This is a genomic window from Salipiger sp., from assembly GCF_059781815.1.
In genome coordinates this window covers 12,749-31,420 of the sequence record NZ_JBYNAH010000026.1, presented here as the reverse complement: position 1 = coordinate 31,420, position 18,672 = coordinate 12,749, and the positions used below count along the sequence as shown (strand labels likewise).

The following is an 18,672-nucleotide window of genomic DNA, read 5'->3' as shown; positions in this document are numbered from 1 at the left end:
CTGTTCCGACACCTCTCTCCAATGTTTCTCTCGACACTGGATCACCTCCTTTCAGCTGTTGTGAAACGCATCTTCAGGGTGCCACGGAAAGGCACACCGTCAAAACGTTTTTTGCTGATCAGGCCATGGCCCGCGACGAAAGTGCCTTCGAAACGATCATTCGGAACGGCACCAGCGCGATGACCGCGAGACCGAGTTTCACCAGCCAGTCGGCGGTGCCCAGAGACACCCAGAGCGGCACGATCGGACCGGCACCAAGCAGGGGCAGGGTTTCACCGGCCCAGCTCACGTCATTGCCGGGCTCGAGGAAGCTCAGCGTGCCCGAGAAGGCAATGGTGAAGAAGATCGCGGTGTCGAGGGCGGAGCCCACCAGCGTCGAGGCCAGCGGCGCACGCCACCACGAACCCTCGCGCAGGCGGTCGAAGATCGCCACGTCCATCATCTGGGCGGTAAGGAAGGCGAGGCCCGAGCCGATGGCGACGCGGAGCGTCACGGCGGGGTAGGTGTAGCCGTCGCCCTGCAGCATGATCTGGGTGCCGATCAGCGAGCAGATCACGCCGACCACGAAGCCGGCGAAGACCACCTTGCGGGCGGCTTGCGCACCGTAGAGGCGGTTCATCACGTCGGTGACGAGGAAGGCGAGCGGATAGGTGAAGGCACCCCATGTCAGCCACTGGCCGAACAGGAATTGCACGAGGATGTTGGAGGCCAGCACGATGGCGGCCATGGCAAGAATGCCGGGAAGGTGTTTGCGCGTCATGTTTCTTGACCCGTTTTGACAAGGTTGCGGGGACTTGGCCGCGCCGGGCGCGGCGGATTGGTCCCCTTAAGGCCTGTCAGAGCCTGACGCAAGAGATTCCGGGACGGTGTATTCGACCAGTTCGGTGCGCTGGAAGAAGTTGAAATTGTCGTCCGAGATCATCGTCAGGCGGATCGCCCCGGCCTCGTCGCGCCAGACCGAGATGCCCTCGAGGTTGTCGTGGCGCAGCAGGTGGCTTTCGAAGAGCGTGGTCTCCTCGGTCAGCGCCGTCTCGGTCATGTCGAAGCGGCGCACCCGGCTGCGAAAGCCGACGCCGGTGAACTCGCGTTCGAGCAGGTAGAAGCGCCCGTCGGGCCCGATGTCGGCGCCCACCGCCAGAAACCCGCCCCGGCGCGGGATCTCGTAGGGCTGGCTCCACGTCCCGTTGTCGAAGCGCCAGACCGGGAAGGGCCGGGTGATCTCGCCCGAGCGTTCGGGCAGGGTGTAGAGCCGCCCCTGCACGTCGATTGCCAGCGCCTCGAGGCTGGAGTTGGCCTGCAACCGCTTGAACACGTCATGCCCGGGCAGGGGGATCGCACGGGCCGCGGTGTCGTAGGCCCGCACGCGGCTTTGGCCTTCGAAGGCGACGAAGATTCGTCCCGCTGCGTCGACCGCGAGCCCTTCGGAATCGCCGGCTTTCTTCGACTGTGGTTGCCCTTTGTCGCCCATCAGTTCCTCGACCGGGCCGGCCTTGATGGCAACGATCCGGCCGTCGCGGCGCTCGAGCGTGCCGGAGACGAGGCCGGCGCGGTCGCTGATCGCGGTAAAGCGGCTGCCATCGTCCGACAGCTCGATCCCCGAGAAGCCGCCGAAGGCCGGGTCGTCCAGTGTCCAGGTGAAGCTGGCGGTGAAACGGGCTTCGCCGCCGCTGGCCGCGGCGGCGATGGCGATTGCGCCCGCCAGTGCAGCGCCTATTGCGCCGCGAGTACGGTTGCGCATTGGGCCGGAAGGTCCCCCATGGTGAGATCGCGCTTGGGCTTGGGCGGCGGCGCGTTGGGATCGGGCGGCGGCGGGTTGAGGATGTTGTTCACCCAGGCCTGCGCGTCGGCGCAGCCGTCACCCGGCGGCGGCGGGTCCTGATTGACGCAGCCGGTGGCGCCCGGAGGGCAGCTCAGCCGCACGTGAAAATGGTAGTGATGGCCGTACCAGGGCCGGATCTTGCGCAGCCAGGCGCGATCTCCGGTCTCGTCGTTGCACATCTTCACCTTGGCGCCGGGGAAGACGAAGATCCGCGCCACGCGCGGGTCGGAGGCGGCGGCCTTCAGGAGCTCGTGATGCGACCGCGTCCAGTTCTCGTTGGTATAGGCCCCTGCCGAGCGGCGCAGCGAGATCGACGAGATGTTCTCACGCGCGGTGCGGCTGAGGGACAGGTCGTTGGCGGGGCGCATCCAGATGTCGGCATCGAGCCCGACCTGGTGGCTGGCATGGCCCGAGGTCATCGGGCCGCCGCGCGGCTGGCTCATGTCGCCGACGTAAAGCCCGTTCCAGCCCGGAAGCTGCGCCGCCTTGCGGCTGAGGTCCTGCACGTAGTCGATCAGCTCGGGATGGGCCCAGTTGCGGTTGCGACTGAGCCGCATCGCCTGCCAGGTCGGTCCGGTCTCGGGCAGTTGCTGGGCGCCGGCGACGCAGCCCCTGGAATAGGAGCCATAGGCGGCGGCGCGCTGCGGCGAGCCCACCTGCTCGGCGCCGAACAGGCTCTTGGCGTTCTTGGTCGAGAGCACCCCGGTGACACGGGGCAGGTCGGCCTCGGTGACTTTGGGGGCGGGGCGGTCGCCGCCGCAGGCCGCGAGGGTCAGCGCGGCCACGGCAAGGACGGTCAGGGTGCGGATCATTCTGCTCGGTCTCCGTCTGGTTGAACCCAGCGTAGCAGAATTAGACCGATTACGAAAAGGCCGATGATGGGCGAGACCCCGATGCGCTGACTGTCGCTCAGCGTGGTTGCCACCCCGATGAGCAACGGTGCGAGGAACGAGGTGGCCTTGCCGGCCAGCGCGTAGAGCCCGAAGGCCTCGGTCATGCGTGCCGGGTTGGCCTGCCGGCACATCATGGTGCGCGAGGCGGCCTGGATCACCCCGCCGGCGGCACCGATGGTGGCGCCGAAGAGCCAGAAGGCATAATCCGCCGCCCGCGAGCCTTCGGGCAGGGCGATGCCGAAGAGCGCGTCGCGCTCGACCGAGACGATGCCCACCGCCACCGCGGTCAGCACGAGGATGCAGACGGTGATGACGGGTTTGGGGCCGAAGCGGGTGTCGGCCTTGCCGCCGAGCCAGGCAAAGAGCGCGCCCGAGATGATCGCGATGATGCCGAAGACGCCGGTATCGACCACCGACCAGCCAAGCACGCCGGCGGCGTAAATGCCGCCAAAGGCATACATCCCGTTCAGCGCGTCGCGGTAGAACATCGACGAGGCGAGGAAGGCGAAGAGCGAGGGCGTCCCGGGCAGGCGCCTGAGCGTGCCCTTGAGGTCCGTCAGCGCACGCTTCACCGCGCCTTTGGGAGCCGGATGGCTGCGCGGGTCGCGCACCCAAAGGAAGAACGGCACCATGAAGACCACGTACCAGATCGCGGTGAGCGGCCCGACGAAGCGCGTGCCCTCGCGCATCTCCGGGTCGAGCCCGAGCGCCGGGGCAAGGCCCAGCAAGGTGGTCCCGGTCGCGGCACTCTCGGCGAAGAAGCCGAGCATCAGCACCAGCGCGATCAGCCCGCCCACGTAGCCGAAGGCCCAGCCATTGCCCGAGATCCGTCCGATCTCTTCGCGCGGGCCGAGGTCGGGCAGCATGGCGTTGGTGAAGATCGTCGCGAACTCCATGCCGATGAGGCCGAGGGCAAAGAAGAACAGCGTCGAGAGCAGGTCGAAGTCGCCCGGAGCGGCGAACCACAGCATCGCCGAGCCCAGCACGTAGAGCCCCGAGAAGCCCCAGATCCAGCGCAGCCGGTTGCCGCCGGTATCGGCCAGAGCCCCGAGGATCGGGGCGAGGATGGCGATAGCGAAGCCGGCGGCGGCGATACCGAAGCCCCAGGCCGCCTGGGCCTGCGTCCCGTCGCCCATCAGCTCCTTGACATAGGGCGCGAAGATGAAGGTCAGCAGCAGCGTGTTGTAGGGCTGGCTGGCCCAGTCGAAGAAGAACCAGCCCCAGATGCGTTTGCGTGTCACGTTGCCGGTCATGCTGCCCTCCTGTCCGCGGCGCGATAGAACAGCCGGTCGGGGCAGGGGGCAAGGCGAAATCGGATGCCTGCCTTACATCTGCGGCGGCCAGGGCCGCTGGTCCTCGGAGGCGAGCCAGCTTTGCACCCACTCGGGCAGCTCCGGCGATTCGATCTCGTGGCCAAGCGCCGTCATGATCCGGTCCATCGTGACGATGCCGTTCCGGTCGGTCACCGCGCCGCGATAGACCGCGTGGTTGGCGCATTCGCCATCGGCCTTCCACATGGTCTGCTCGAGATACATGAAGCGCCTGTCCCAGCCGATCAGCCGCGAGCGCATCTCGACCTTCTCCATCACCCGGATCCGGCGGCGGTAGCGCACCACCGCGCCCGCCATCGTCAGCCCCCAGCGCTCGCGCCGCAGCACGTCGATCAGCCCCGAACGCCGCGCCAGCGGGATGCGACCGAGATCGTAGAGCGTCAGCGTGCGACCGTTGTTGAGCTCCTTCCACAGGTCCAGATCCCACGGCCAGCAGATGTGGTAGGAGATGTGGCTCTCGCCCAGCTCGAGCGGCGGGTGGTTGCGCGAGATCCAAAGCTCCTTGGCCATGCGAATGAACGGGTACATGCGGGCATCTCCTTTTGCGCCCAAAGGGAAGCGCCGCGGCCGGAACGTCAACCACGACCCTGCGGCACTATTGCCCTCGGGCGCGGGGATGCTTACCTGTTGGCGCGGACAGGCAAAGGAAACACACCATATGATGGCAATCTACGGCCCGCTGAAGCTGATCCTCGACGTGATCTTCTTCATCATGATCGTCCACATCATCATGAGCTGGTTGATCAATTTCAACGTGCTCAACCTGCGGCAGCCGCTGGTCGCCAATATCTGGACCGGGCTCAACCGCCTGCTCGAGCCGATCTATACGCCGATCCGCCGCATCCTGCCCAACACCCACCCGTTGGACCTCGCGCCGCTTGTCGTGTTCATCATCGTGATCTCGCTGCGCGACTATATCCTGCCGACCATTCTGTTCGGGTGATTTCCGTCACGGGCGGGCTTGTTCACCTAATCTTAGTATGAGACTGTGCGGAATAGAGCAGATATAGCGTAAAATCCGCAGGTCCCGCCCATGCCACGCGACATCGCGCCCGGAGAGGCGCTGCTGAAAGAGATTTTCGGTTTCGATGCCTTCCGTCCCGGACAGGGAGAGATCGTCGATGCCGTGGCGCAGGGCGAGAACGTGCTCGCCATCATGCCCACCGGCGGCGGTAAGTCCCTGTGCTACCAGCTGCCCGCGCTGATGCGTGGCGGCGTGACGGTGGTGATCTCACCGCTCATCGCCTTGATGCGCGATCAGGTGCGCGGCCTGCGCGAAGCGGGCGTCGCCGCCGGCGCGCTGACCTCCGGCAACACCCAGGATGAGACCGACGCGGTTTGGGACATGCTCTCGCAGGGCACGCTCAAGCTCCTGTACCTCGCGCCCGAGCGTCTGGCCTCGGGCGGGGCGCAGCGGATGCTGTCGGAGGCCGGCGTCAGCCTGATCGCCGTCGACGAGGCCCATTGCGTCAGCCAGTGGGGCCATGATTTCCGCCCCGATTACCTGCGCATCGGCGAGCTGCGCCGCAGCCTCGGCGTGCCGCTGGCGGCCTTCACAGCCACCGCGGATCAGGAAACCCAGGAAGAGATCGTCCGCCGGCTCTTCGATGGCGAGACGCCGCAGACCTTCCTGCGCGGCTTCGACCGGCCCAACATCCACCTCGCCTTCCGCCCCAAGGACAGCCCGCGCGCCCAGATCCTGCGCTTTGCCGCTGCCCGCAAGGGCCGTTCGGGCATCGTCTATTGCGGCACCCGCGCCAAGACCGAGAGCCTGGCGCAGGCGCTTTGCCAGGAGGGGCACAGCGCCTGCTTCTACCACGGCGGCATGGAGGCGGATGACCGCCGCGCCGTCGAGGAGCGCTTCGCCAAGGAAGACGGGCTGATCGTGGTCGCCACGGTGGCCTTTGGCATGGGGGTCGACAAGCCGGACATCCGCTGGGTCGCCCATGCAGACCTGCCGAAATCCATCGAGGCCTATTACCAGGAGATCGGCCGCGCCGGGCGCGACGGCGCGCCGGCGGAAACGCTGACGCTCTACGGCGCCGAAGACATCCGCCTGCGCCGCGCCCAGATCGATGAGGGCATGGCGCCGCCCGAGCGCCGGATCGCCGATCATGGCCGCCTCAACGCGCTCCTGGGGCTTGCCGAGGCGCTGGGCTGTCGCCGCCAGCAGCTGCTGCGCTATTTCGGCGAAAGCTCTGACCCTTGCGGCAATTGCGATCTCTGCGACAAGCCGCCCGAGCTCTTCGATGGCACCGAGGCGGTGCGCAAGGCGCTGTCGGCGGCACTGCGCACCGACGAGAGCTTTGGCGCCGGGCATCTGATCGACATCCTCATCGGCAACGAGACCGACAAGGTGCGACAGCGCCGCCACGACCAACTGCCGACCTTCGGGGTCGGGCGCGACCTGAAGAAGGGCCAGTGGCAGGCGGTGTTCCGGCAGATGATGGGCTTTGACCTCGTGCGCCCCGATCCCGAGCGCCACGGCGCGCTGGTGATGACCGACGCGGCGCTGCCGATCCTCAAGGGCGAGCAGAGCATCACCCTGCGCCGCGACGTGATCGACCGCGCCGCCGAGCGCCGGCCGCAGGTCAAGACGCTGGTCAACGAGGAAGACGCGCCGCTGCTCTCGGCGCTCAAGGCCAAGCGTCGCGCGCTGGCCGAGACCGCCTCGCTGCCGGCCTACATGATCTTCCCCGACAAGACCTTGATCGAGATGGCCGAGACCCGGCCGCAGAGCCTCGACGACATGGCGCGGATCGGCGGGGTGGGCGCCAAGAAGCTCGAACGCTACGGCGCCGAGTTCCTCTCGGTGATCACCGGCGCCAGCGAGGAGATGCACCCGACCCGGCGCAAGCTCGCCGGGCGCGAGGCGGGCTCGCTCTACGACACGCTGATGGCGGTACAGGCGGATCTGGTGCGCGGCATCGACGGCACCGAAAAGCCGCTCTCCTGCTCGGCCTCGCTGCTGGCCAAGGTGGCGCAGGCCCGCCCCGACAGCGACGCGGCGATGGAGCGGCTGCTGGGCGACCGGCGCTTCGAGCGTTTCGGCCCGGCCTTTCTGGACGTTCTGGCCCGGGCGGACTAGATCGGTCCCGGTATTCGTTTCCCCGAATATCACGATGATGACGGATGAGACCGGGCGCCGCCCGGCAAAGGAGATTTCGCGATGCTGGTAGTGGTGTCCCCCGCCAAGAAGCTGGACTGGTCGGAGCGCGACGTGACGATGACCGAGCCGCGTCTGCAGGACGAGGCCGTGCGCCTCGCGGCGGTGGCGCGCGAGCTGAGCGTCGACGACCTGAAGTCGCTGATGAAGATCTCCGACGATCTCGCCAAGCTCAACCGCGACCGCTTCCGCGATTTCCAGGACACGCCCGAGGCCGAGGATCTGCGCCCGGCGGCGCTGGGGTTTGCCGGCGACACCTACCAGGGACTCGAGGCGGCGTCTCTGGACAAGGACGAGATGGATTGGGCGCAGGATCACCTGCGCATCCTGTCGGGGCTCTACGGCGTGCTGCGTCCGCGCGACGGCTTCCAGCAATACCGGCTCGAGATGGGCTCGCGGCTCAAGACCGAGCGCGGCAAGACCCTCTATGACTACTGGGGCGACCGGATCTCGACGCTGCTGAATGCCGATGCCGAGAAAACCGGCTCTCAGGTGCTGGTGAACTGCGCCAGCCAGGAATATTTCGGCGCCGTCGACCGCGACGCGCTGAAGCTCCGGGTGATCACGCCGCAATTCATGGAAGACAAGGGCGGCCAGCCGAAGATCGTCAGCTTCTACGCCAAGAAGGCGCGCGGCGCGATGGCACGCTACATCGTGCAGCACCGGCTCACCGACCCCGACAGCCTGCGCGATTTCGACAGCGGTGGCTACGCCTTCTCGGAAGAGCTGTCGCAGCCCGACCAGCCGGTCTTCGTGCGCCCCTACGGCGGCTGAGCCGCACGCCCGGCCCATGTCTCGATGAGCCGGGCAAGCTCCTGCTTGCGCAGCGGCTTGGTGAGGTAATCGTCGAGCCCGGCCTCAAGGATGCCGTCGCGATCGCCGGTCATGGCATGGGCGGTGACCGCGATGATTGGGACATGCATGCCCGGCGCCTCGAGCGCGCGGATCTCCTGCGTGGCCTGCTTGCCGTCCATGCGCGGCATCGAGATGTCCATGAAGATCAGGTCCGGGCGGCGCTCGCGATAGGCTTCGACCGCCTCGATGCCATTGCCGGCAAGGCGCAGCTCGAGCGGCAGGCCGAGCCCTTCGGCCATCTTGCGAAACACCATCTGGTTGGTGCGGTTGTCCTCGGCGAGGATGACGTCGAGCGGCCGGGCCGGGGCAGCGGCAGGGGCGGCCGCGGCGCCGGTGCGGCGGCTGCGGAAGGTTGGCAGCGGCTCTGGTGTCGCCGTCGCCTCGGGCTCCGGCGCTGGCGGTTCCGAGCACATGGTCTCGAGCGCGGCGAACAGTGCCCGGCGTGGCGCGGGCTTGGGCAGCACCGCGCGCACGCCGATGCGTTTGGCCTCCTCGGCCAGAAATTGCGGTTCGGGCGAGATCAGCATCACCGGCAGGCCGGGCTGTACCCGTGACAGCTGCTGCGCCAGCTCGAGACCGCTCATGTCGGGCAGGTCCTGCTCGGCGATGATCAGGTCGGGCGGCTCGTCCATCCGGTCGAGCGCCTCCTCGGCGGTCTTGCAGAAGCTGACCGACAGGCCCACCGTCTCCATCTGCTGCGTCAGGATCGCGCGGTTCAGCACGTGATCGTCGACCACCAGCACCTCGCGCAAACCTTCGGGGAGCGCTGCGGTCTCGATCTGCGCCGGCTCGTCGACCGGCAGCTCTACCCGGAAGCCGAAGCAGGAGCCGCGCCCGGGCTCGGACTCGACCCAGATCTCGCCGCCCATGAGCTCGGTCAGGCGCTTGGTGATTGCCAGCCCGAGCCCGGTGCCCTCGAACTGGCGGTTGCGGTCGTCCTCGACCTGGTTGAACTCGCCGAAGATGTGCTCGGCCTTGTCGGGCGGGATGCCGATGCCGGTATCCTCGACGGTGGCATGCACCGCCGCCGCGCCCTCCTCGAGGCAGCGCCCGGTGATGCGGATCAGCACATGGCCTTCGTTGGTGAACTTGACGGCGTTGCCCACGAGGTTGGTGAAGATCTGCCGCACCCGCCCGGGATCGCCGACGAAGCGGGTGGGCAGGAACATGTCGTAATCGACCAGCAGCTCGAGCCCCTTTTCCCGCGCGGTCGGCTGCAAGAGCAGCAGCACCTCGTGCACCGTGCGCTCGAGATCGAAAGGCTCGGGCTTGAGCTGCAGCTTCTCGGCCTCGATCTTGGAATAATCGAGGATGTCGTTGATGATCACCAGCAACGCCTCGCCCGAGTTGCGGATGGTATCGACGTAAAGCGCCTGCTCGTCGCTGAGGGCCGAGTCGCGCAGCAGTTCGGCCATGCCGACAACGCCGTTCATCGGCGTGCGGATCTCGTGGCTCATGTTGGCGAGGAAGGCGGATTTCGCGTGGCTCGCCTCTTCGGCGCGGCGCTTGGCCTCGACCAGCTCCTGCTGGATGCGCTTGGCCTCGGTGATGTCGATGCGCAGGCCCACCCGGCCGCCATCCGACAGGGGGCGTTCATAAATCCGCAGCCAGCGCCCGTCGCCCAGTTGCTGCTCCATCTCCTGCTCGGCGCCGCGATGCGCCGCCAGCCGTTCCTCGAGCCACGCTTCCTCGCGGCCCTCGGCCTCGGCATACTGGCCCCGCGACAGGCCGTAGCGCAGGATGTCCTCGAAGCTGGCGCCGGGGGCGATGGCGGGGGCGCTGTCGCTGTAGAGCGCGCGGTACGGTTCGTTGCACATCAGCAGCCGGTCCTCGGAATCGTAGATCACGAAGCCGTCGGGCAGCTCTTCGATGGCCTGCCACATGCGCATCAGCTCGGTGATGTTGACGCAGAGCGAGACCACGCCGCCATCGGCCATGCGCCGATCCTGGATCTTGATGAACTGGCCGGTCCAGAGGCGGATGGTCTCGGCCGGGATCGGATCGAGCAGCCAGCGCTCCTGCATCCGGGTCAGCCAGCTGCGCCGGCGCTCGCCCTGAAGGTCGACGATGCCCTCCTCGACCAGCATCTCGAGCACGTGGCGATAGCTGGCGCCGGGGCCGACCGAGTCGAGATCCTCGAACGGGGCGAGGAAGGCAGGGTTGGCCAGCTCGAGCAGCCCTTCGGCATTGTACATGGCAAAGCCGTCGCGCATGGTCTGCAGCGCCTTCCAGAGCTGGCCCTCGACCAGCTCGATCTTTTCATGCGCGAGGCCGAGCTGCGATTTCACCAGCCGGTTCTCGGAGCGCACCTCGGTGATCTCGGCGCGGGTTTCGTGAATCTCGTCGCTGAGGGCGCGGGCGTGTTTCCCGAGTTTACGATTGGCGGCGAAAAGCTCGGCCTGCTTGAGCTCGAGCAGGCGCTCTGCCGCGAGCCTCGCGCGCCGTTCCTCCGCCAGTCTTGCCGAGAGACTCATGCTTGGGCCGCCTCCTCAAATCGGGGCGAGAGTGGCGCGGTTTTGGTGAAGATCGTCTTAAGGAAGACGGCGGAAATCATTGCCATTCTGGCCCGTCGGGTCCACGATGAGGCGATCTTTTTGAGGAGGAGATTGCAGCATGCGCCGGCTGATGCTCGCTCTCGCCGCGGCCGCCTGCGCCGCCACGTCGTCGCTCGCTCAGGAGGACGGGGGGCCGATCCCAGAGCGCCGCCTGATCGTCAGTCGCGACACGGATTTCTTCGGCGGCGATCTGCAGGCGCTGTTCGACACCTCGCTCGAAGCCTGCCAGAGGCTCTGCCTCGGTGATCCGGCCTGCCGCGCCTTCACCTTCAACACCCGTTCCAACGCGTGTTTTCCCAAGACCGGCGTGACCGAGCGCAAACCCTATGACGGGGCGGTCTCGGCCGAGGTCGTCGCTGCCGGCGGCGAGGCAATGGCGCGGGCGGAGGCGCGGGCGCGCGATCTCGGGTTCCTCGATGCGGGTGATCTCGCCGCGGCGCGCGAAGAGGCCGGGGCCATCGCGCTGCGCCATTCCGGCGGGCAATGGAGCGTCGAGGCGCTGCGCGACGCCGCCCGCAGCGCCGAGGCGCAGGGCAATCTGCGCGATGCGCTGAGCTGGACGGGGGCGGCGCTGGCGCAGACCGACGAGGCAGCGCTCTGGCTCGATTACGCGCGGTTGTCGCGCGCCTATGTTGCCGCCCGCAACAATGGCGGCGAGACCCGGACCCACGAGCGCCGGGCGCTGCTGGCGGCGGTGAATGCCTATCTGCGTGCCGGGCCCGAGGCGCAGCGCGCCACCGCTCTGATGCAGATGGCCGAGGGGCTCGAGGCCACCGGGCGGGGCCGGCTCATGGTGCCGGCGCTGCGGCTGGCCGAGCGGTTGGCGCCGCGCGACGAGATCGCAGAGGCGCTCGACCGGGCCATCGCACAATACGGCTTCCGCATCACCGAGCACGTGGTCGAGGCCGACAGCGCCGCGCCGCGGATCTGCGCCGAGTTCTCCGAAGAGCTGATCCGCGCCGGGCAGGATTACGCTCCCTTCGTGCGGCTGCCCGATCCCAAGCTCGCCGTGGTCTCGGACGAAAGGCGCATCTGCGTCACCGGCGTGCAGCATGGCGAGCGCTACGAGATGACCTTCCGCGCGGGCCTGCCCTCGGCGCAGCGAGAGGCGCTGATCCGTGACGTGCCGATCACCGCCTATGTGCGCGACCGGGCGCCCTCGCTCTCCTTCCCGGGCCGCGCCTATGTGCTGCCGAAGAGCGCCGATGCCGGCCTGCCGATCGAGACGGTGAACCTGTCCGAGGTTGCGTTGACCCTGCGCCGGGTCTCGGATCGCAACCTGATCCGCGCCATGCAGGACGAATACTTCGGCCGCCCGCTCTCGACCTGGGCCGAGGAGCGCTTTGCCGGGGAACTGGCCGAGGAGATCTGGAGCGGCAAAGGCGAGGTCGAGACCCGGCTCAACGCCGAGGTGACCACGCGGCTGCCGATGGGCGAGGTGGTGGGCGATCTGCCTGCGGGGATCTACGCGCTGACCGCGCGGGTGCCGGGGGCCGACCCCTATGACGAGGCAGGGGCCACGCAGTGGTTCGTGCTCTCGGATATCGGCCTGACCACGCTGGCCGGGACCGACGGGCTGACGGTGGTGGCGCGCGGGCTCTCGGACGCGGCACCGCTCAAAGGGCTCGAGGTCACGCTGCTGTCGCGCGCCAACCGCCCGCTGGGCACGGCGCAGACCGATGCCGAGGGCGTGGCGCGCTTCGCCGCAGGGCTCACCCGGGGCACTGGCGGGGCCGCCCCGGCGCTGCTCACCGCCACGCGCGGCGAGGAGGACATCGCCTTCCTGTCGCTCACCGATCCCGCCTTCGACCTCTCGGATCGCGGCGTCGAGGGGCGCGCGCCCGCCGGGCCGCTCGACGCCTTCCTGACCACCGACCGGGGCGCCTACCGCGCCGGCGAGACCATCCACGCCACGGCGCTCCTGCGCGACGCACAGGTACGCGCGGTCGAAGGCGTGCCGCTGACCGCGGTGCTGACCCGGCCCGACGGGGTGGAGCACGCCCGCATCGTCTCGAGCGAGGGCATGGCGGGCGGCCATGTCTTCACCCTGCCGCTGGCGCCTTCGGTGCCGCGCGGCACGTGGCGGCTGGCGCTCTTCGCCGACCCCGAAGCCCCGGCGCTGACCTCGCAGACGCTCCTCGTCGAGGATTTTGTGCCCGAGCGCATCGATGTCGAGCTGTCGCTGCCCGAGGCGCCGATCTCGCGCAGCGCGCCGCCGCTCTTGTCGCTTGAGGCGCGCTATCTCTTCGGGGCTCCGGGGGCTGATCTGCCGATCGAGGGCGAGCTGACGCTGATCCCGCAGACCACGCTTGAGGCGCTGCCGGGCTACCGTTTCGGCCGCCATGACGCCGAGGCCAACCCGCAGACCCAGTCTTTCCCGCCCGACCTGCGCAGCGACGTCGACGGCCTCGCCCAGCTGGCGCTGCCACTGCCCGAGGGCCGCGCCGGCCAGCCGCAGGAGGCGCGGGTGACGCTTCGCGTCTCCGAGGGCTCGGGTCGCCCGGTGGAGCGCTCGCTGAGCCGCCCTGTGGCGCCGTCGGGTCCGATGATCGGGATCCGCCCGGAATTCGACGGCACCCTGCCCGAGGGCAGCGAGGCCAGCTTCCTGTTGCAGGCGGTGGGGCCGGATCTCGCACCGGTGCCGATGCAGGTCGAGTGGCGGGTGAACCGGGTCGAGACGCGCTACCAGTGGTACCAGCTCTACGGCAACTGGAACTGGGAGCCGGTGACCACGCGCAGCACCATCGCCAGCGGCTCCGCGACGCTGGGGGCCGAGCCGCTGCGGGTCAGCGCGGGTCTCGACTGGGGCGCTTATGAGCTGGTGGTCGAACGGACGGGCGGCGACTATGTCGCCTCGTCGGTGGGGTTCGATGCAGGCTGGTACGCGCCGGCGGGCGCGGTCGCCACGCCGGACGTGCTCGAGCTGTCGCTTGACCGCGAGAGCTATGCGCCGGGCGACACCGCGCGGTTGCGCGTCGTGCCGCGCCACGCCGGCGAGGCGCTGGTCACGGTGCTGGCGGACCGGGTGATCTCGATGCAGGCGGTGGCGCTGCCCGAGGGCGAGAGTGTGATCGAGCTGCCGGTGACCGAAGACTGGGGCGCCGGCGCCTATGTCACCGCGCAGCTGCTGCGCCCGATGGATGTTGCCGCCGGGCAGAACCCGGCGCGCAGCCTCGGCCTCGCCCATGCCGCCATCGCCCCGGGCGCGCGCCAGCTTGCCGTCAGCTTCGACGCGCCCGAGCAGAGCGCCCCGCGAGGCCCGCTGAGCGCCGCCGTGCAGCTTGAGGGCGTGGCCGAGGGCGAGACGGCTTTTGTGACCGTCGCGGCGGTGGATCTGGGCATTCTCAACCTCACCGGCTTCGACAGCCCCGACCCCTCGGCGCATTACTTTGGGCAAAGGCGGCTCGGGGTCGAGATCCGCGATCTCTATGGCCGGCTGATCGACGGCATGAGCGGCGCCATGGGCACGATCCGCTCGGGCGGCGACGCCGACGCCTCGCTGCGCCTGCAATCGCCGCCGCCGACCGAAGCGCTGGTGGCGTTCTTCTCCGGCCCCGTGACCGTTGGCCCCGATGGCCATGCCGACGTCAGCTTCGACATGCCGGATTTCAACGGTACCGTGCGGCTGATGGCGGTGGCCTGGACCGAGAGCGCCGTGGGGCAGGCGGAGGCGGATGTGCTGGTGCGCGACCCGGTGGTGATCAGCGCCTCGCTGCCGCGCTTCCTCGCGCCGGGCGACGAGACCCGGCTGCTGCTCGAGCTGACCCACGCGACCGGGCCCACCGGCGCCATGCCGCTCGAGATCCGCGCGGGGGGCGTCTCACTGGGCAATGCACCCGCCGAGGTCACGCTGGGCGAGGGCGAGACGCAGCGCGTCAGCCTGCCGCTGCGCGCCGATCTGGCGGGCGATCACGAGATCACGCTCGCGCTCACCACCCCTGACGGCGCGCGCCTCACCAAGACGCTGACGCTGGGCGTGCGCGCCAACGACCCGCAGGTCGGCACCACGCGCCGCTTCACCCTCGACCCCGGCCAGAGTTTCACCCTCGACGGCGCGGTGCTCGCGGGGCTGCGGCGCGAGGGGGCCGAAATCATGGTCTCCGCCGGCCCGCTGGCGCGGTTCGACGTGCCGGGGCTACTCGCCTCGCTCGACCGCTATCCCTATGGCTGCACTGAGCAGGTGACCTCGCAGACCCTGCCGCTGCTCTACCTCTCTGAGATGACCGAGCCGCTGGGGCTGGGCAACAAGGCGAAGGTCGACACGCGCATCGCGCAGGGCATCACCCGGGTGCTGACCCGGCAGGATGCCAACGGCGCCTTCGGGCTCTGGCGCGCCGGGTCGGGGGAGTTCTGGCTCGATGCCTATGTGACGGATTTCCTCAGCCGCGCCCGCGCCGCCGGGCAGGCGGTGCCCGAGACGGCGTTTGGCGTGGCGCTCGACAACCTCGCCAACCGCGTCGCCTACGCGCCGGATTTCGACGATGGCGGCGAAGACATCGCCTATGCGCTGATGGTGCTGGCGCGCGAGGGCCGGGCGGCGATCGGAGAGCTGCGCTACTACGCCGACCAGCGCGCCGATGCCTTCGCCATGCCTTTGGCGCAGGCCCAGCTTGGTGCCGCGCTGGCAAGCTATGGCGAGCAGGCCCGCGCCGACCGGATGTTTGCCAAGGCCGCCGCGCGGCTCTCGCGGCAGGCCGAGGAGGGGCAGGTCTGGCGCGCCGATTACGGCTCGCCGCTGCGCGATGCTGCGGCAGTGCTGACGCTGGCCGCCGATGCAGGTTCTGGGGCTGTCGATCGCCACGCGCTGATCACCCGCATCGCCGGGGCCGAGCGTCCGCTCTCGACGCAGGAGCAGGCCTGGTCGCTGATGGCCGCGCATGCGCTGGTGGCGGACCCGGGCGCCTCCGGCATCGCGGTGGACGGGATGCCGGTCGCGGGCCCGTTCCTGCGGCGCATCCGAGGCGACGCGCTTGATCCGACCGAGATCACCAACACCGGCAGCGGCCCGACCCCGATCACCGTCACCGCGCTCGGCGTGCCCGAGGGCGCGACGGACGCACAGGGCTACGGCTACGCGATCAGTCGCGAGTATTTCACCCTCGACGGCGCGCCGGTCACCGGGCCCGTGGAACAGGGCGACCGCATGGTCGCGGTGCTCACCGTGCGCCCGGCCGAGGAGGGCGGTGCGCGGCTGATGGTCAATGATGCGCTGCCGGCGGGGCTCGAGATCGACAACCCGAACCTGCTGCGCGCCGGCGACATCCGCGGCCTCGACTGGCTCGAGCCCTCCGAGACCGAACATGCCGAGTTCCGCGCCGACCGCTTCCTCGCGGCGGTCAACCAGTCGGGCAGCGCGCCGATCCGGCTGGCCTATGTCGTGCGGGCGGTCTCGCCCGGCACGTTCCACCACCCGGCGGCCCTGGTCGAGGACATGTACCGCCCCGAATACCGGGCGACCACCGCGTCCGGCAGACTGGAGATCCGATGACCGAGACCATAGCAACCACCCGCTGGCGCGCGCTCGACCGTGATGGCGAAGACAAGTGCCGGCTGGCGCATCACAATGGCGGCTACATGCTGGTGGGCCACGCGCGCTTTCGCGATGGCGCCGGCTGGGCGGCGCTCGATTACGTGGTCCGGATCGATGGCGACTGGCAGACCTGCTCGGCGGATGTCACGGGCACCCATGGCGGCGCGGAGGTGGCGCTGAAGCTGACCCGGGAGGACGGCAGATGGCGCCTCAACGGGGAGGACCAGCCGCAGCTCGAGGGCTGCGAGGATGTGGATTTCGCCTTTACGCCGGCCACCAACCTGATGCCGCTGCGCCGCCTGCCCGATGTGGGCCGCCTGACCACCCGCGCCGCCTGGCTGCGGCTGCCGGGGCCGCAGGTCTCGCCGCTCGATCAGAGCTACACCCGCGAGCGCGGCAATCTGGTGTCCTATCGCGCCGAGCAGACCGATTTCAGCACCCAGCTCGTGGTCGACCCGACAGGCCTCATTGCGACCTATCCGGGGCTCTGGGAGGCCGATGCCTAGGCTCCTCGCCCTTGCCGTCCTGCTCTGGGCGGCGGCGCTGGGGCGCGATGCCGCCGACGACTGGATCGCCGGGACCCGGATGCCGGTGCTGGTCCATGCCACGGCGCCCGAGGTGCGCGACCGCGAGGGGCGGCTCCTGCGGGCCTACACGGTGGAGGACGGGCTCTGGCGCATGGCGCTTACGCCCGACCGGGTCGATCCGCTGTTCTTCGAGATGCTGATCGCCTACGAGGACAAGCGGTTTCACGATCACTCTGGCGTCGATCCGCTGGCTTCGTTACGTGCCGTTTGGCAGGGGGTGAAGGCGGGACGGATCGTCTCGGGTGCCTCGACGCTGACCATGCAGGTGGCGCGGCTGCTTGAGGATGGCGGCACCGGCGCGTGGGCGGGCAAGCTGCGGCAGCTGCGGCTGGCGCTGGCGCTGGAGCGGCGGCTGGAGAAGCATGAAATCCTGCAGCTCTACCTGCGGCTCGCGCCCTATGGCGGCAATCTCGAGGGGCTCCGCGCCGCCACTTTGGCGTGGTTCGGCAAGGAGCCGGCGCGCCTGACGCCGGCAGAGGCGGCGCTGCTGGTGGCGCTGCCGCAGGCCCCCGAGGCACGCCGCCCGGATCGCCACCCCGAAGCCGCCCGCGCCGCCCGGGACCGGGTGCTAGCGCGCATCGAACGGGCCGGGGTGATCGACGGCGAGACCGCCCGCGCGGCATTGCGCGAGCCCGCGCCGGATCGCCGCCATGCCTTTCCACAGATCGCCCCGCATCTCGCCGACCGCGCCATCGCCGAGGGCGCCGGGCGACAGATCCTGACCCTCGATCGTGACCTGCAGCAAAGCCTCGAGCGGCTCGCCACGACCTACATGCAGGGCCGCGATCCCCGCCTGTCGCTGGCGCTGATCGTCGCCGACCACCAGAGCGGCGAGGTGCTGGCGAGCGTCGGCTCGCCCTCTTACGCCGCCACGCGCGGGCAAGGCTTCGTCGACATGACGCGGGCCCTGCGTTCGCCGGGCTCGACGCTGAAACCCCTGGTCTACGGGCTGGCCTTTGACCGCGGGCTGGCGCATCCCGAGACGCTGATCTCCGACACGCCGGTGCAGTTCGGCAGCTACGCGCCGCAGAATTTCGACGGCCAGTTCCGCGGCGAGCTGCGGGTGGCACGCGCGCTGCAGCTGTCGCTCAACATCCCCGTGGTGCGGCTGACCGATGCCATGGGGCCGGCGCATGTCATGGCGGCGCTCGAGACCGCGGGGCTCGCGCCTCAGCTGCCCGGCGGGCAGCCGGGGCTGGCGCTGAGCCTAGGCGGGGTGGGGCTGTCGCTCTGGGATATGGTCACGCTCTACGCGGCGCTTGCCGAGGGCGGCGAGGCACGGGCGTTGCGCTGGAGGATGGGCGAGGAGGAGCGCGGAACGCGGCGACTGATGAGCCCGCGCGCGGCGTGGCAGGTGGGGCACGTGCTGGCGGGGCTGGCGCCGCCGCCGCAGGCCGGCCCGCCGGGGCGGGTGGCCTACAAGACCGGCACCTCCTACGGCCACCGCGACGCCTGGGCGCTGGGCTATGACGGGCGCTACGTGGCCGGTGTCTGGATCGGGCGGCCCGACGGCACGCCGGTGCCCGGCGCCTTCGGCGGCGAGCTTGCCGCGCCGCTGCTTTTCGAGGCGTTGGGCCGCGCCCGGGCTGAGCCGGTGCCGCTGCCCGCGCCGCCGCCCGACACGCTTCTGGTGAGCAACGCCAAGCTGCCCGCGCCCTTGCGCCGCTTCGGCGGCAGCGCGGCACTGGCGCCGTCCCTGCAGGTGACCTTCCCGCCCGAGGGGGCGCGGCTGGTGGCGGAGGCGCGCGGCGTGCCAGTGAAGCTGCGCGGCGGCGTCCCGCCCTTCACGCTGCTGGCCGATGGCGAGGTGCTGGGCACACGCCTGCGCGGCCCGGAGATCCTCGCGCCGCTCGCGGGGCCGGGCTTCACCACGCTCTCGGTGATCGACGCCACCGGGCAGGCCGGGCGGGTCTCGATCGAGCTGCGCTGAGTTGCG

Annotated in this window: 12 protein-coding genes; 6 read left to right on the top strand and 6 right to left on the bottom strand. The window is 69.6% G+C overall.

Annotated features, from left to right (window positions below):
* Positions 1-118: 118 nt before the first annotated feature.
* The 5 genes from AC6RA4_RS04940 to AC6RA4_RS04920 form a co-directional block, all read right to left on the bottom strand.
* Positions 119-760 carry a queuosine precursor transporter gene (locus tag AC6RA4_RS04940; protein ID WP_500157972.1) on the bottom strand — a complete coding sequence of 214 codons (642 nt, stop codon included), beginning with the start codon at positions 758-760 and terminating at the stop codon, positions 119-121.
* A gap of 66 nt (positions 761-826) precedes the next feature.
* Entirely contained in the window at positions 827-1,738 is a 912-nt protein-coding gene (locus AC6RA4_RS04935; protein ID WP_500157970.1) for an esterase-like activity of phytase family protein, read from the bottom strand.
* Positions 1,711-2,631 carry a penicillin-insensitive murein endopeptidase gene (gene mepA, locus AC6RA4_RS04930; protein WP_500157968.1) on the bottom strand — a complete coding sequence of 307 codons (921 nt, stop codon included), beginning with the start codon at positions 2,629-2,631 and terminating at the stop codon, positions 1,711-1,713. The genes AC6RA4_RS04935 and mepA overlap by 28 nt, the downstream gene beginning before the upstream one ends.
* Positions 2,628-3,965, bottom strand: coding sequence for an MFS transporter (locus tag AC6RA4_RS04925; RefSeq protein ID WP_500157966.1), 1,338 nt, complete (start codon positions 3,963-3,965; stop codon positions 2,628-2,630). Before AC6RA4_RS04925 ends, mepA begins: the two co-directional genes overlap by 4 nt.
* A gap of 72 nt (positions 3,966-4,037) precedes the next feature.
* Positions 4,038-4,571 carry a thioesterase family protein gene (locus AC6RA4_RS04920; protein WP_500157964.1) on the bottom strand — a complete coding sequence of 178 codons (534 nt, stop codon included), beginning with the start codon at positions 4,569-4,571 and terminating at the stop codon, positions 4,038-4,040.
* A gap of 130 nt (positions 4,572-4,701) precedes the next feature.
* Here AC6RA4_RS04920 and AC6RA4_RS04915 point away from each other — a divergent pair, with 130 nt between their 5' ends.
* The 3 genes from AC6RA4_RS04915 to yaaA all read left to right on the top strand — a co-directional run bounded on the left by AC6RA4_RS04915 (position 4,702) and on the right by yaaA (position 7,983).
* Positions 4,702-4,986 carry a YggT family protein gene (locus AC6RA4_RS04915; protein WP_207075946.1) on the top strand — a complete coding sequence of 95 codons (285 nt, stop codon included), beginning with the start codon at positions 4,702-4,704 and terminating at the stop codon, positions 4,984-4,986.
* A gap of 90 nt (positions 4,987-5,076) precedes the next feature.
* The gene (gene recQ / locus AC6RA4_RS04910) at positions 5,077-7,131 is read left to right on the top strand and encodes a DNA helicase RecQ (RefSeq protein WP_500157962.1); all 2,055 of its coding nucleotides are present in this window, start codon (positions 5,077-5,079) and stop codon (positions 7,129-7,131) included.
* Positions 7,132-7,212: 81 nt separating this feature from the next.
* Positions 7,213-7,983: a peroxide stress protein YaaA gene (gene yaaA, locus AC6RA4_RS04905; RefSeq protein WP_500157960.1), complete on the top strand. Its 771-nt coding sequence runs from the start codon at positions 7,213-7,215 to the stop codon at positions 7,981-7,983.
* On the opposite strand, the gene AC6RA4_RS04900 is transcribed toward yaaA, so the two are convergent.
* On the bottom strand, positions 7,971-10,538 hold the full coding sequence (locus AC6RA4_RS04900) for a hybrid sensor histidine kinase/response regulator (RefSeq protein ID WP_500157958.1): 2,568 nt from the start codon (positions 10,536-10,538) through the stop codon (positions 7,971-7,973). The two genes, yaaA and AC6RA4_RS04900, sit on opposite strands and share 13 nt — an antisense overlap.
* A gap of 139 nt (positions 10,539-10,677) precedes the next feature.
* On the opposite strand from AC6RA4_RS04900, the gene AC6RA4_RS04895 reads away from it, so the two are divergent.
* From AC6RA4_RS04895 to pbpC, 3 genes are read left to right on the top strand one after another with little or no spacing between them, the layout of a single operon-like run.
* Positions 10,678-16,107 (top strand): alpha-2-macroglobulin family protein, encoded by a 5,430-nt coding sequence (locus tag AC6RA4_RS04895; protein ID WP_500157956.1) that lies wholly within the window; start codon positions 10,678-10,680, stop codon positions 16,105-16,107.
* Positions 16,104-16,655 (top strand): putative glycolipid-binding domain-containing protein, encoded by a 552-nt coding sequence (locus tag AC6RA4_RS04890; protein WP_500157954.1) that lies wholly within the window; start codon positions 16,104-16,106, stop codon positions 16,653-16,655. Before AC6RA4_RS04895 ends, AC6RA4_RS04890 begins: the two co-directional genes overlap by 4 nt.
* Positions 16,648-18,666: a penicillin-binding protein 1C gene (pbpC, locus tag AC6RA4_RS04885; RefSeq protein WP_500157952.1), complete on the top strand. Its 2,019-nt coding sequence runs from the start codon at positions 16,648-16,650 to the stop codon at positions 18,664-18,666. Before AC6RA4_RS04890 ends, pbpC begins: the two co-directional genes overlap by 8 nt.
* The last annotated feature ends 6 nt before the right edge of the window (positions 18,667-18,672 follow it).

What these genes read in the sequence shown, in the direction of transcription:
- AC6RA4_RS04940 (WP_500157972.1), bottom strand. Translation starts at nt 760, where the DNA reads ATGACGCGCAAACACCTTCCCGGCATTCTTGCCATGGCCGCCATCGTG.
- AC6RA4_RS04935 (WP_500157970.1), bottom strand. Translation starts at nt 1,738, where the DNA reads ATGCGCAACCGTACTCGCGGCGCAATAGGCGCTGCACTGGCGGGCGCA.
- mepA (WP_500157968.1), bottom strand. Translation starts at nt 2,631, where the DNA reads ATGATCCGCACCCTGACCGTCCTTGCCGTGGCCGCGCTGACCCTCGCG.
- AC6RA4_RS04925 (WP_500157966.1), bottom strand. Translation starts at nt 3,965, where the DNA reads ATGACCGGCAACGTGACACGCAAACGCATCTGGGGCTGGTTCTTCTTC.
- AC6RA4_RS04920 (WP_500157964.1), bottom strand. Translation starts at nt 4,571, where the DNA reads ATGTACCCGTTCATTCGCATGGCCAAGGAGCTTTGGATCTCGCGCAAC.
- AC6RA4_RS04915 (WP_207075946.1), top strand. Translation starts at nt 4,702, where the DNA reads ATGATGGCAATCTACGGCCCGCTGAAGCTGATCCTCGACGTGATCTTC.
- recQ (WP_500157962.1), top strand. Translation starts at nt 5,077, where the DNA reads ATGCCACGCGACATCGCGCCCGGAGAGGCGCTGCTGAAAGAGATTTTC.
- yaaA (WP_500157960.1), top strand. Translation starts at nt 7,213, where the DNA reads ATGCTGGTAGTGGTGTCCCCCGCCAAGAAGCTGGACTGGTCGGAGCGC.
- AC6RA4_RS04900 (WP_500157958.1), bottom strand. Translation starts at nt 10,538, where the DNA reads ATGAGTCTCTCGGCAAGACTGGCGGAGGAACGGCGCGCGAGGCTCGCG.
- AC6RA4_RS04895 (WP_500157956.1), top strand. Translation starts at nt 10,678, where the DNA reads ATGCGCCGGCTGATGCTCGCTCTCGCCGCGGCCGCCTGCGCCGCCACG.
- AC6RA4_RS04890 (WP_500157954.1), top strand. Translation starts at nt 16,104, where the DNA reads ATGACCGAGACCATAGCAACCACCCGCTGGCGCGCGCTCGACCGTGAT.
- pbpC (WP_500157952.1), top strand. Translation starts at nt 16,648, where the DNA reads ATGCCTAGGCTCCTCGCCCTTGCCGTCCTGCTCTGGGCGGCGGCGCTG.